General features: G+C 58.0%; 9 protein-coding genes. 4 read left to right on the forward strand and 5 right to left on the reverse strand.

What is annotated here, in order from left to right; all coding sequences use genetic code 11:
• Window positions 1-5: 5 nt before the first annotated feature.
• Window positions 6-656, forward strand: coding sequence for a TetR/AcrR family transcriptional regulator (locus tag AC3IQ7_RS15210; RefSeq protein ID WP_489206526.1), 651 nt, complete (start codon window positions 6-8; stop codon window positions 654-656).
• Between the two features lie 241 nt (window positions 657-897).
• Here the strand turns inward: AC3IQ7_RS15210 and AC3IQ7_RS15215 are convergent, their stop codons facing one another.
• The 3 genes from AC3IQ7_RS15215 to AC3IQ7_RS15225 form a co-directional block, all read right to left on the reverse strand.
• The gene (locus AC3IQ7_RS15215; protein ID WP_489206527.1) at window positions 898-1242 is read right to left on the reverse strand and encodes a cyclophilin-like fold protein; all 345 of its coding nucleotides are present in this window, start codon (window positions 1240-1242) and stop codon (window positions 898-900) included.
• A gap of 238 nt (window positions 1243-1480) precedes the next feature.
• Entirely contained in the window at window positions 1481-2602 is a 1122-nt protein-coding gene (locus AC3IQ7_RS15220; protein ID WP_489210457.1) for an MFS transporter, read from the reverse strand.
• A gap of 102 nt (window positions 2603-2704) precedes the next feature.
• A complete protein-coding gene (locus tag AC3IQ7_RS15225; RefSeq protein ID WP_489206528.1) occupies window positions 2705-3796 on the reverse strand; it encodes an alpha/beta hydrolase in 1092 nt (363 codons plus the stop codon).
• 224 nt (window positions 3797-4020) lie between these two features.
• Here AC3IQ7_RS15225 and AC3IQ7_RS15230 point away from each other — a divergent pair, with 224 nt between their 5' ends.
• Window positions 4021-4914, forward strand: coding sequence for a LysR family transcriptional regulator (locus AC3IQ7_RS15230; RefSeq protein WP_099376910.1), 894 nt, complete (start codon window positions 4021-4023; stop codon window positions 4912-4914).
• Window positions 4915-5042: 128 nt separating this feature from the next.
• On the opposite strand, the gene AC3IQ7_RS15235 is transcribed toward AC3IQ7_RS15230, so the two are convergent.
• A complete protein-coding gene (locus AC3IQ7_RS15235; RefSeq protein ID WP_489206529.1) occupies window positions 5043-6668 on the reverse strand; it encodes a response regulator in 1626 nt (541 codons plus the stop codon).
• 349 nt (window positions 6669-7017) lie between these two features.
• On the opposite strand from AC3IQ7_RS15235, the gene AC3IQ7_RS15240 reads away from it, so the two are divergent.
• Complete coding sequence (locus AC3IQ7_RS15240) at window positions 7018-8082, forward strand: GGDEF domain-containing protein (RefSeq protein ID WP_158301113.1); 1065 nt, start codon at window positions 7018-7020, stop codon at window positions 8080-8082.
• Between the two features lie 193 nt (window positions 8083-8275).
• Window positions 8276-12313 carry a phosphoribosylformylglycinamidine synthase gene (gene purL / locus AC3IQ7_RS15245; RefSeq protein WP_489206530.1) on the forward strand — a complete coding sequence of 1346 codons (4038 nt, stop codon included), beginning with the start codon at window positions 8276-8278 and terminating at the stop codon, window positions 12311-12313.
• Between the two features lie 124 nt (window positions 12314-12437).
• Here purL and AC3IQ7_RS15250 read toward each other — a convergent pair whose 3' ends face one another.
• Window positions 12438-14123 (reverse strand): TIGR04141 family sporadically distributed protein, encoded by a 1686-nt coding sequence (locus AC3IQ7_RS15250; RefSeq protein WP_489206531.1) that lies wholly within the window; start codon window positions 14121-14123, stop codon window positions 12438-12440.
• Window positions 14124-14150: the final 27 nt, after the last annotated feature.

Below are 14150 nucleotides of genomic sequence, written 5' to 3' on the forward strand. Positions count from 1 at the left end.
GCTTCATGCCCCAGTTGCGCACCGTTCCAGCTTCCCCGAGTACCCGAAGCGAGGAGCGGCGGCGCAAGCTGCTGGTGGCGGCGGCGGATCTCTTCCTCGCCTCGGGCTACGATGGCGTCAGCATGGATGCCATCGTGGCCGAGGCGGGGGGCTCGAAAGCCACCGCCTACCGCTACTTTGGCAGCAAGCAGGACCTGCTGGTGGCCGTGGTCGAATACCTGTGTGCCGATTTCATCATCGACCTGCGCCGCCTCGATACCTCGCAAGCGGGCCTGGAGCAGGGCTTGCAGCTGATCCTCGATGAACTGGTGGCCGTCGTCACCAGCCCCCGCCACGTGGATTTCTACCGCCTCGTCGTCACGGGCGCCGCCGCCGTGCCGGCCGTGGGCCTCACCTGGTACGAACACGGCCCGCAAGTGTGGCACGCGCTGATCCTGCGCCTGCTGGAACAGCAGCGCACCCAGGGCCGCATCGCGCCCGACACCTCGTTTTCCAACCTGCCGCAGATCCTCTTCGACGCTGTCTTTTCACACCTGACCACGCGCACCGTCATGCTGGGGCAGGGCGGCAGTGCGGCCACTTTCCGGCCCTTGATCGCGGAGCTGATCGAGCTGGTGGTGGCAAGGGTGGCGAGGGTGGAGCTCAGCGCGGATTAGGCCAGGGAGGCCAGTAATCCGACAACAAGGTTGGGGTGCTGCTCGGATTACGCGCTTGGGTGCCTCGGCGGCCCTGTCAATCCGATCTGCGCGACAGGGATGTGGCCGAGCGCCTTTCGGCGATGGTAGATGTACTGGAAAATGAGCAGCGAAAAGGGCCTGAGCTTATCGGGCAGCATTGCTTTCCGCCGTGTACGTCTGCTTTCGCCCAAAGCGGTCATTGTGCAAGCCTTGTGGGCGTTCATTTATATTCAAGAAACTGGACCCTAACGTCGTGCTCACCCAGTGCATGGGCCAGCCCAAGCGGATTTGCCACGCGACCAACGTTTGTGTAGGAATACGGTGAAGTAAATGCCTTATAGAAGACAACCAAGGTCTTCGAACCGTACAGCAAGAGGTCGCCATTGCTGATCATTTCCATCCTGCTCGCGTTAGCCGGCAGCGCCTTTTGCAGATATGCATGCTTCTCGTTTCCGTTGAGTTCGGCCATATCCAGTGTCAGCGGCAGCATCTCGGCAAATGCATGCCCGGTCACGTTGTCGGACAAGGTGACGACGAAGCGACGTTCCCCAACGACCATCCACATGTGCGACCCCTCGGGCCTCAGGGATGCGCTAGCCGCAACCGTGGCAAGAGCGAATGGCACGGACGCGGACGGCTGTCGGGCTTCGCAAGCGCCGAAGGGTAGCAAGCATAGCAACAGGCCCAGCTTATGCAAGCCTCCGGATAGGCGGCGCTTGCTCATCTGGTTACTGGATGCTGGGCGCCGTTGCGAACCGCTAGCTTGCGTGTAATCATTGTTTGCCCCTTCGTTGGTAGAAGGCTCAGCTTGCCTGCAGCGCTTGCGAGCGCGAGGTCAGGAAGGCAGCCAGCAGCAGGACGGCCGCGCTGGCAATGAACGTGCTCTGATATCCGCTCTTGTCGAACAGGAAGCCGCCGATCGTGGAACCGAGGGCGATGGCGAGTTGCACGACGGCAACCATCAACCCGCCTCCCGCCTCTGCCTCGCGCGGCAGCGTTGTAGCTAACCATGACCACCAGCCCACCGGCGCAGCGGTCGCGACAACGCCCCAGATGCCCAGCAGTACCGTCACGGCTGCAACCTTGCTGCCAAAGATGGTCAGCGTCACGGCGATCATTGCCATCAGGATGGGAATGGCAACCAGTGTCCGGGAAAAATTCCACTTCAGGCACTTGCTGATGACGGTGGTGCCGATAAAGCCGCCAACGCCAATCACCAGCAGTATCAGCGACAGCGTGGATATGTCTACGCGCGTCACGCTTTCAAGGAATGGGCGCAAATAGGTGAACAAGGCGAACTGCCCCATGAAAAACGTGCTGACAGCCAGCATGCCCAGGGCAACCTTCGGATCCCGAAGCAGTTTGAAGGCGTTTCGGGAGGCCGCCGAGTCAGCCTGGGGCGGCATGGAAGGCAGGCTGATCCACTGCCAGACAAAGGCAACCATGGCCACTGGCACCAGGCAAAAGAAAGCGCCACGCCATCCGATGATGGACCCAAGGTAACTGCCCAAGGGCGCGGCGACGACGGTCGCCAGCGCATTGCCGCCATTGAACACGGCCAGCGCGCGCGGCACCTGACGGGAGGGCACCAGGCGCATCGCGGTGGCGGCCGACAAAGACCAGAAGCCGCCAACTACCACGCCGATCAGCGCACGTCCCGCCATGTACAGGACATAGTTCGGCGCCATCGCGACGACGGCCCCGGAAACGGCCATCAGTGCAGTCAACCCCAGCAGGAGCATCTTGCGATTCATGTTCCTGGCGATTGTGGAAATCGACAGGCTGGTGAGCACGGCGAATGCCCCGGATATGGCAATTCCCTGTCCGGCCAGTCCTTCGCTGACGCGGAGATCCCTGGCCATGGGTGTCAACAGGCTGACGGGCATGAATTCCGAGGCGATCAGCGCGAAAACGCACAGCGTCATGGCGAAGACCCCGCCCCACATGGCCACCTGCGTACCAGCGTCAGCATGCCCCTGCATGCCATCTGGAGGCATGCTGCTTATTGGTGCTGTCATGGTATGCGCCTATGCCAGATTCTTGTGGAAGAATGCGTTCAGCTTCTCCCAAGGGATGAGTTTCACCCGGTCATACAGATCGACGTGCCCGGCGCCTGGAACGACCACCAGTTCCTTGGGCTGGGCCGAAAGCCGGTAAGCCTCTTCGCTGAATTCCCGGGAATGCGCCTGATCGCCCGTGATGAGCAGCATGGGACGCGGGGAAATCGTCTCGATGTCGTTGAACGGATAAAAGTTCATGAACTTGACGTTGCTGGCCAGCGTCGGGTGCGTCGTCAGTTCGCGCGACGACCCTGCTGGCGTGAACTCGCCGCGCGAGGTGCGATAGAAGTCGTAGAACTCGCGCTGGATTGGATGCGTATTCCCATCGAGCTTGTGCACGGTTCCACCGGTGTACCTGATGGCGCCGCCGGTAAATTCCACGTGGCGCTGTTGCGCCGCCTCGGCAATGATCTGCTTGCGCTGCGCTAGCGTCTGCGAGTGGTGCAGCGCATTGCGGTTGGCCCCGCCCATGTCATACATGCTGACAGTGGCAATCGCCTTCATGCGCGGATCGATCTTGGCGGCACTGATGACAAAACTGCCGCTGCCGCAAATGCCGAGCACGCCGATCCGTTCCCTGTCGACAAATGTCTGGGTACCCAGGTAGTCCACCGCCGCGCTGAAGGCTTCGGCGTAGATGTCCGGCGCTACCGTATTGCGCGGCTGGCCGGCGCTTTCGCCCCAGAACGACTGATCGATGGCCAGGGTGACGAAACCCTGTTCGGCCAGTTTCTGCGCGTACAGATTCGAGCTTTGCTCCTTTACCACGCCCATCGGGTGGCCGATGATGATCGCGGGATGCTTGGTATTGCGGTTGAGATCCTTGGGCATGAACAGATCGCCGACGATCTGCATCTGATACTGGTTGTTGAAACTGACCTTGCGCCCAGCGACTGTTGCGCTCCTGTAGAAGTTGTCAGCGTTGTTCGATATGTCCGGCACTGGCCGGTTACTGGCGGCAAACGCTGGACTAGCGGCAACGGAAAGGCTGCCAAGCACGGCTATGCCGGTGCCAGCAGTCTTCAGGAAATCACGGCGTGCAACATCATCAATGGTCATGTCTGCTTCTCCAGTTCGTTAGGTATGGGGCACTTGGTATGCGTTGACGTGCATCGTACGTCGCGCTTAAGGCACCTGCGTACCGAAATCTCGAACAGGCATATGTGCAGGAGCCATGAATACTCTGTATATTTATATTAAAAATCGCACATTCCAGTTGGTATCATCGCTTGCAAGGCAATACGACGGAATACCCTTAACAGCCGGCTTCAGGAATTGTTCAAATGGCCAGAGATAATATTATTGATATTCTTATATTTTTCGAGGTCGCTCGCCAACGCAGCTTCACCCGTGCCGCCATCAAGCTAGGCATGTCCCAGTCCACTCTCAGTCACATCATTCGGGATCTGGAAGCCCGGCTGGGCGTGCGGCTGCTCAATCGTACGACCAGGAGTGTTTCGCCGACCGAAGCAGGCGAGCGCCTGCTGAGCAATGTCGCGCCGCGGCTTGATGAGGTGCATGCCGAAATCGCTGCTGTCAGCGATTTGAATGGCAAGCCGGCGGGTACTGTGCGCATCACTGCCATCGACCATGTTATTGATACTCTGCTGTGGCCAAGGCTGGCACCGGTGCTGCCCCAATATCCAGACCTGAATATCGAGATTCAATCCGATTACAAGCTGATCGATATTGCGGCGGACCGTTATGACATCGGAGTACGCTATGGAGACCAGGTGGCGGAGGATATGATTGCCGTGCGGCTCACGCCCGACATTCCAACCATGATTGTTGGTTCGCCTGGCTACTTTTCCTGGCATGCGCAACCTGCCAATTTGCAAGATTTGATGAAGCACAACTGCATCACGCTGCGGCTGGCAAGCAGTGGCGGCATCTACGCATGGGAACTGCAGCATGATGGACACAACGTGGAAGCCCGGGTGCGCGGCCAGGCCGTGTTTACCAGCGCCATACCCATGGTACAAGCGGCCTTGAGCGGTAATGGCCTGGCGTTTGTCACGGAAGACCTGGTGGCGGGGCACATACGGGAAGGCCGATTAATCAGCGTCATGAAAGACTGGTGCGGGAAGTTTCCTGGCCTCCATGCCTACTATCCCAGCCGCCGCCACGAATCGAGGGCACTTCGGATTGTTGTTGAAGCTATTCGTCACAAGGAGTAGGCCAAGGAGCCGATCGTCAGATCAGACCGCACCTAAATTGATGTGTCCGAGGCGCGGCAACATACAGCCCATCTTTCTGGCCGTCCGCTTCTGGCCGCCTGCGGGCGTTCAATCGGTTTGTAATAGTGTCAAGTAGCGATACCATACTTGTGTTGCGTGGCTGCATACTGCTGCTTGAGCGACTCCAGCTTCGGATGCTTGGGATCGATCTTGCGGATCACCTGCATCTGGTGCTGCGCCTGTTCGGCCAGCGGGGCTTCCCAGCCCAGCATGTTGAGCTGGCGCAAAATGGCGTCGACGGAGGCGAACAGCACGGGCAGGTTGCCTGGCGTCTTGCGCAGGGCCTGGCGCAGCACGAAGACGGCGCCCTTGAGCTCTCCGCTTTCCGACTTGCTGGCCGCATCCTGCATCAGTTCCTGCACCTGGTTCGTGATCTGCTGGCCCATGCCTTGCGCCAGATCATGGCGACCCGCTTTTTCAAACACGTCGACGGCCGCTTCCATCGTCACATCGCTGTCGGCCTCGTTGACGAGTTTCATCATGACGTCGGACGCGGCTTGCTCCAGGTTGTTTTTCAGGCAGCTTTGCACGAGGCCCACCTTCAGCTGCGTCGACAGGCCGCGCGCCGTGTCCAGGGCGGCGGCGGCCAGCTGCAGTTCGCCAGCGGCGGCGATGTCGTTGCCCGACAGTTCATGCAGCATGGCGGCCGAGATGGCGCGGCACGCTTCCACGTTGGCGCCGCCGCGCAGCGAGCGCTCCATGTCGCGCAGCACGCCGCTCGCCTGCGGCGCATCGCCTTTCTTGACCAGCGTCTTGACCAGGTTGACGTGGTCTTCCGGGTCGCGGAATTCGGAGTACTTCGCTTTCGTCACCACCTGTTTATACGCCCGTTCGGCCGCGCCGATGTCGCCCGTGTCATAGGCGATGCCGCCCAGGTGGCGCAAGCGGCGCACCATGTGCGGCGAGATGGCCACCGCGTCCTCGAGGATTTTCTTTGCCTGCAGCTGCTGGCCCATGGCTTCATGGTTCTTCGCAAGAAGGTCGTAGGCGGCCATGAAGCGGGGATAGACCTCCACCAGTTCCAGCAGCGCATCCTGCGCCTCTTCGTGGCGCTGCTGCTCGAACAGGGTGCGCGCCAGTCCCAGGTGGGCCCAGGCCATGGGGCGCGTGGCCAGCATGTCGCCGTACAGCTGTTCCGCTTCCTTCCATTCATCGAGCGCGATATGCAGCTCGGCGCGCAGGCGGACGAAATCGCCCGCCAGGCGCGGGTGCTGCAACTCGGCCGCGCGGCAGCTTTTCACGGCTTCGCGCAAGTCGCCCTTGTCGATCAGCTGGTAGGTGGGCAGGAACATGGCGCGCCGCTCGATGGCGCGCGCGATGCGTCCGCTCAGCACATCGACGGTGAACGGTTTTAATATGTAGTCGGACGGGGTCAGCTCGGCCGCGCTGATCACCTTGCTGTGGATGGCTTCCGAGGTCAGCATGATGAAGATTGTCCACAGCCCGATCAGCTTGTGGTGGCGCAAATCTTCCAGCAATTGCTGGCCATCCTGGCCGTCCGTGCCACTACCAAGATCATATTCGCACAGGATGATGTCGAACGGTTTCTTCGTCAGCAGGCGGATGGCCGTGCCGGAATTGACGGCATATTCCACCTTGGTGATGGCCGCCTGGTTCAGCATATTGTGCAGATTGCCCCGCATGCTGGGGTTCGGGTCGACGATCAGGACAGATAAATCGCTAGTTTCTGGCATTGTTCAGCTCTCGTTCATCTGTTCGGTCATTGCGGGAACTCTTCTTATATATGTATCTGCCTGGCATTACTATTTTTTATCAGCATACTGCAAAGCCGGTCGACACTGCCAGCAAAATGCATGCAATCGGGCGCGGGGAAGGGCGCAGGACGCCTCCGGTGGCATGCGGCGTTGTATTTCATGGCGTCGACGCCCGGTGCGCGGCTGACGGGGGCGCAAATTTCAGCACATAGTTGACTAGCATGATAGTATCCTAATTACAACTAGTGTTGGATGCCGCGCAATCTTGCGGCCAGGCATGCGCAAGGCTGTACCGGGCGCTTTTCTTCTTTCTGGTGTCGATACCCGTATGCGTGTTCCTGACCTTTCTTCCCTGCGGCGCATTGCCGTCCCCCTTGCCTTTGGCGGCAACAGCGAACAGCAGCATACGTATTTTGCGGAGCTGCACCGGGTCGGCATGGTCACGCAGCTGCTGGGCATCATTGCCTACAGCCTGACCTGGCTGATGATGCCCGAGCCCTATCATCCGAACTTCTCGCACGCCGTGCTGGCGCTGCTGGGCATGTTGACCAGCCTGATCGTGCGCTACCGCTGCACCACCTTGCCTGTGCTGACCATTACCGGCGCCTGCGCCGTGCTGACCCTGACCTTTGGCCTGCGCACCATGGCCGATGCCGTCCATCACGCCAGCTTCTGGGTCTTGCCCGTGGGCGTATTCATGACCCTGGCCATCGCCTCCATCTTCAATGGCGGCCTCAGCTACCTGGCCGTGGTGGCCGGCGTGTGGTGGAACGTGGGCCACGGCCTGTATCCCGTCAACGCGGGCTTGCCCGACCAGTCCTGGGCTCCATTGATGATCGCCGTCAGTGTGCTGTTCGGGCTGGCGCTGAATGTCAGCTTCAGTTTATTGCGATTGCGCAACTATCACTCCAAGCTGGAATTGACGCGGCTGGCCTTCCAGGACAGCCTGACGGGTCTGAACAACCGCCGCATGTTCACGCAGCGCGCCCAGCAGATGCATGGCGCGCCGCAGGGCGGCATGCTGTATTTCCTGATGATCGATATCGACGATTTCAAGATCATCAACGACCAGCAGGGCCACGACGCGGGCGACGAGGTACTGGTACGCACGGCCGCCATCATCGCCGACAAGGCGCAGGGCCATCTGTGCGGGCGCCTGGGCGGCGAGGAATTCGGCATCGTCTACGCCGGCAGCCGCGAGGATGCGGGCGCCTTTGCCGGTGGCCTGGTCGAGGCCGTCAGCGCGGCCTTCCATGCGGCACAGTTCGTGTCGATCAGCGTGGGCGTGGCCGAGCTGGACCGGGGCAAGGAACTGGGCCACAGCTACCGGCTGGCCGACGAGGCCCTGTACCTGGCCAAGCGGCAGGGCAAGAATCGCTATGTGATCGCCTGAGGTAAGCCTGAGGGTGTTGTTGCCGTGTCAAAAACTGCCGTTGTGCGGGGCAAAAGGGTGGCAAAGCCCCAAGTTCCGGTCATAAGGCAGGGGTAAAACGGGTATAATGCGCGCAAAGGAAATTTGCCGTACGAAAGATATTGTCATACCTACCTTTAACCCGCAGCCACGCTGCATCAACCACCTTCCAATCATGTTGATACTGCCGGGTTCCAATGCCCTGTCCCATTTCCGTAGCCACCGTCTGTTAAGCCAACTGCAAGCCGTCTCGCCTGCGATTGTTGCCGTACAAGCACGCTATGTCCATTTCATCGATGCCAGCGCGCCTCTCAGCAATGACGACAGCACGCGCCTTGGCGCCTTGCTGACGTACGGCGAGCCGGCCCACGCTGACAATACGGAAGGCGCTGCCGAAGAATTCTTCGTCATCCCCCGTTTCGGCACGATTTCGCCGTGGGCCTCGAAAGCCACGGACATCGCGCACAACTGCGGCATGGCGCACATCAAGCGCGTCGAACGCGGCATCGCTTTCCGCATCAACCTGAAATCGGGCATCCTGGGCAGCGCCATTGGCGCCGGCAAATTGACGGACGAGCAGGTACAGGCCGTGGCCGACCTGCTGCACGACCGCATGACGGAATCCGTGCTGCGCAGCGCGGACGACGCCAAGGACCTGTTCCGCACCCTGGAAGCGCGCCCGCTCGAATCGATCGACTTGCTGGGGCAGGGCAAGGCAGCGCTGGAAACGGCGAACACGGAACTGGGCCTGGCGATGTCGGAAGACGAAATCGACTACCTGGACGCCGCCTTCACCAAGGCTGGCCGCAACCCGACGGACGTGGAACTGATGATGTTCGCGCAGGCGAACAGCGAGCATTGCCGCCACAAGATCTTCAACGCCGACTGGACCATTGACGGCGTGGCGCAACCGAAGTCGCTGTTCGGCATGATCAAGAACACGCACGAACTGCAGCCGAAGGGCACCGTTGTCGCCTACAGCGACAATTCCTCGATCATGGAAGGCGCGACGGTCTCGCGCTTCTACCCGCGCGGCGCCAGCCACGAATATGCGGCGTCGACCGAACTGACGCACACCCTGATGAAGGTGGAAACGCATAACCACCCGACGGCCATTTCTCCATTCCCCGGCGCCTCCACAGGCGCGGGCGGCGAGATCCGCGACGAAGGCGCGACGGGCCGCGGCGCCAAGCCTAAGGCTGGCCTGACGGGTTTCACCGTATCGAATTTGTCGCTGCCGGACGCCGTGCGCAGCTGGGAAACGGCCGCCTCCGTGACGGCGCCGCTGGCTTCGCGTACTGATGCAGATCAATACGGCAAACCGGAACGCATCGCCTCGCCGCTGCAAATCATGATCGAAGGCCCGCTGGGCGGCGCCGCGTTCTCGAACGAATTCGGCCGTCCAGTCCTGGGCGGTTACTTCCGCACGTATGAACAGAACGTCGGCGTCGACAAAGATGCCGTGTTCGGCTACCACAAGCCGATCATGATCGCTGGCGGCATCGGCAATATCTCGGCGCAGCACACGCACAAGAACGACATCCCCGTCGGCAGCCTGCTGGTGCAGCTCGGTGGTCCGGGCATGCGCATCGGCATGGGCGGCAGCGCCGCTTCGTCGATGACCACCGGCAGCAACACGGCCGACCTGGACTTCGATTCCGTCCAGCGCGGCAATCCGGAAATGGAACGCCGTGCCCAGGAAGTCATCAACGCCTGCTGGCAAATGGGCGCGGACAATCCGATCATCTCGATCCACGACGTGGGTGCGGGCGGCTTGTCGAACGCGTTCCCGGAAATCACCAACGACGCCAAGCGCGGCGCGATTTTCGACCTGCGCAAAGTGCCGCTGGAAGAATCGGGCATGGCGCCGAAGGAAATCTGGAGCAATGAATCGCAGGAACGCTACGTTCTGGCCATCGCGCCGGAAAGCCTGCCACTGTTTAAAGCCATGTGCGAACGCGAACGCTGTTTGTTCGCCGCCGTGGGCGTGGCCACCGAAGAGCGTCAGCTGAAACTGATCGACCCGGAACTGGGCAACGAGCCGGTCGACATGCCGATGGACGTCTTGCTGGGCAAGCCGCCGAAGATGCAGCGCGACGTGGTCCACGTGGCCAACGATTTCCCGGCGATTGACTTGACGGGCATGGACTTGAAGGACGTGGCGCAAAAAGTGCTGCTGCTGCCGACCGTGGCCGACAAATCCTTCCTGATCACCATCGGCGACCGCAGCGTGGGCGGCATGACCGTGCGCGACCAGATGGTGGGACCATGGCAAGTGCCGGTGGCCGATTGCGCCGTCACCACCATGAGCTTCGAAGGTTATCTGGGCGAAGCGATGGCCATGGGCGAACGCACGCCGCTGGCCGTCATCGACGCTGCAGCTTCCGGCCGCATGGCCGTGGGCGAAGCTGTCACCAACATCGCCGCCGCAGCAATCAGCGACATCTCCGACATCAAATTGTCCGCCAACTGGATGGCCGCCTGCGGCCAGCCTGGCCAGGATGCGGCTCTGTACGACACGGTCAAAGCCGTCGGCATGGACCTGTGCCCGGCGCTGGGCATCAGCATCCCCGTCGGCAAGGATTCGCTGTCGATGCGCACCACCTGGAAAGACGACAGCACGGGCGCGGCGAAATCCGTCACGTCGCCGGTATCCCTGATCGTGTCCTCGTTCGCGCCAGTCACGGACGTGCGCAAGTCGCTCACGCCGCAGCTGAAAACGGACAAGGGCGACACGTCCTTGATCCTGATCGACCTGGGCCGCGGCAAGAACCGCCTCGGTGCTTCCGCCCTGGCGCAAGTCATGGGCCAGTTGGGCAATGAGACGCCGGACGTGGACAGCGCGGAAGACCTGAAAGGCTTCTTCGCCGCCATCCAAAAGCTCAATAGCGACGACAAGCTGCTGGCCTACCATGACCGTTCGGACGGCGGCCTGTACGCCACCCTGACGGAAATGGCCTTCGCCGGCCACACGGGCATGTCCGTCAACCTGGACATGCTGACCATGGAAGGCGAGCACTCCAGCGACTGGGGCGACGCCAAGAACTGGACGGGCCAGGTAGCGGAACGCCGCAACGAACTGACCCTGCGCGCCTTGTTCAGCGAAGAGCTGGGCGCCGTAATCCAGGTGCGCGCGGAAGAAAAGTCGCTCGTCATGGACGTGCTGCGCACCTTCAACCTGGGCGCCTGCAGCCATATCATCGGCAAATTGAATGACCGCGACGTGATCGAATTCACGCGCGACGCCAAGCTGATTTACACCCAGCCGCGCGCCGAACTGCACCGCCTGTGGAGCGAAACGAGCTGGCGCATCGCCCGCCTGCGTGACAATCCGGCCTGCGCGGACGCCGAATACGACCGCCTGCTGGACACGCAAGATCCGGGCATGTCGCCTATCGTCACCTTCGACCAGAACGAGAACATCGCCGCGCCATTCATCGCCACCGGCGTGCGTCCGCGTGTCGCCATCCTGCGCGAGCAGGGCGTCAACTCGCACATCGAGACGGCTTACGTCATGCACCAGGCAGGTTTTACGGCTGTCGACGTGCACATGAGCGACCTGATTGCCGGCCGCGTCAAACTGGACGACTTCCAGGGCGTCATCGCCGTGGGCGGCTTCTCGTACGGCGACGTGCTGGGCGCGGGCGAAGGCTGGGCGAAAACCATCCTGTTCAACGCCAGCCTGGCGGAACAGTTCGCGCGCTTCTTCAACCGTACGGACAGCTTCGGCCTCGGTATCTGCAACGGCTGCCAGATGATGAGCAACCTGAAATCCATCATCCCTGGCGCCCACGCCTGGCCTAAATTTACGCGCAACAAGTCGGAGAAATTCGAAGGCCGCTTTGCCATGGTCGAAGTGATGGATTCGCCATCGATCTTCTTCAACGGCATGGCCGGCACCCAAGCCGGCATCGCCATCGCCCACGGCGAAGGCTACGCCGACTTCTCGCAAACGGGCGACATCACCCAGGTCAGCAAAGCCATGCGCTTCGTCGACAACAAGGGCGCCGCCACGGAAGCCTACCCGTACAACCCGAACGGCTCGCCGGAAGGAATCACCTCCGTCACCACGCCAGACGGCCGCTTCACCGTGCTGATGCCGCACGCGGAGCGCGTGTTCCGGTCAGTCCAGCAGTCGTACCACCCTGACGCATGGGGCGAGGATTCGCCTTGGATGCGCATGTTCAGGAATGCGCGGAAGTTTGTGGGGTAATTAGTTCGCTTGCAGGGCAGTGCTGGAATTCAAGGCGCTGTTGCTGGGGGAGGAATGAGAAAGCCGCTGTCGGGAGACAGCGGCTTTTTTATTTTGCATAAGAAAAATAAATCATGGACTGAAATTAAGGGGCCTCATTTTTCTTCGGCTTTACTAATTTTAATGCGTGGATTATCGGATCTACAGGAATGGAAGTGGCCGAAACACTAAATCCCATCATCGAAATTGCTTTAATGGCTTGTTTTAAAGTCACTTTGGAAAAAAAAGGAAGTTCTAGAGGAATATTCTTTTTTGTTGCTATCGCATAAACTATTTCATATTCTTTGGTTTCTGGACGTCGCTCCGGGAATTGTAATTTCGCCGGAAGAGGCATTTTTTCACTCAACTTTTTCCTAAATTCTGGTTCCCCAATGAATGCTTGAGCTGCGACAGCCCCCTGTGAAAATAGATGACTAAGTGTTGCTGAGCTCCGATAATATTTTACGTGTATCCATTTTTTATTCTTATAGATTAGGTCGCAGAATTCAACCTTGTCAGATGGCCCGCCAATTTTAATTAAATTTTTATCCATTAAATGAAAATCTAAATTTTTTGCAACTTCTTTATTATAGTCGTCCTCATTATTGAATTTGTATTCTGGCATCGCCACATCAGATTTTTTTAAATTTTCGGAGAGAAATTTATCTAGGGTTGCAACATAGTCATTGGCAACTTTGTACCAAATTCCGTTTCGTAAAATATTATATCTGTCTGCGTATAAAATTTCTGCACATATACAACGATAAGCACTCCATGATTTTGAAGATTGATAGTCAGAATTGTTTATGTGAATGAGAGTAGATTTAATCTCGCGAACACAAAAAGAAAGTCCTTTATTTTTTATGTATTCGACTAGGTGTTCGAGCTGTAATACAGGGTGGCGATAGGTGTTTGCTCTCAAATCAAACGAATAGCCAATTTGGTTTTCCCAGTCAACTATTTCTGGCTCTCCTAGATAAATGTTCGATAGGTCACCTTTCTCTATGGCTTGATCTAATTCAATGTCCAATATCTCAATTTCATCTGGATCTTTTATTCTATTGATGTTGTCAATCCAGTCAAATTGTTGTGGCAGTTTCTTTCGATATCTATGAAGTGTTTCTTCGAGAATTTCAGAAATGCCATCTATGTTTACCGTGACCGCTAAACTAAGTGCATCTCTTCCAGTTACATGAGATCCAAAAATTGGAACTTCTGAAACTCCTGTGACCGCATATACCAATTCCAGTTCCGAGTCTGTGCGCAGTTGAAAAATATCGACTTCTCTACTGCTTTGTATTCTGGAATTTAATGGATTGTTTTCGTAACTCGCTTTATCTAAACTTCTAAGTTTGTCTGGGTCGACAGAATTTAGTGTTACTCTTAATCCAAAATCTCTTTCAATTGAATCTTGTTTTAATAAGTGATGGCCAGTTCCGAATGTTAAAACAAAAATCTTTCCGAATTTTCGCATTATAAATGCTGCGCCAACTGATCTTGTACTCCCGAAAATTCCTTCTTCAATCTTTTGATGACTTGTGAAAAGATTTGTCCATGATGGAGGTGGGTGTGCACTTTCTTTCTTTACATATAAAACTGCACTGCCATTTTGTATATTGATTTTTACCGGGTCTTTTGAGTCTTCTAGTTTTAATATCTCAGAATCGTCTGCTAAGTCATTTTTTAATAAGTATATTGATAGCTTTTCTTTTCTTTCTATTTTTTTGGTTAGCGCTAATAATTGATCAGTAGGAACGTCGATTTTTGAACTTTTTACGAGGTAGGTAGTCATTAGATTTATCCTTTTTTTTCATTTTTC

The organism is Janthinobacterium sp. GL_088 (genome assembly GCF_057837845.1).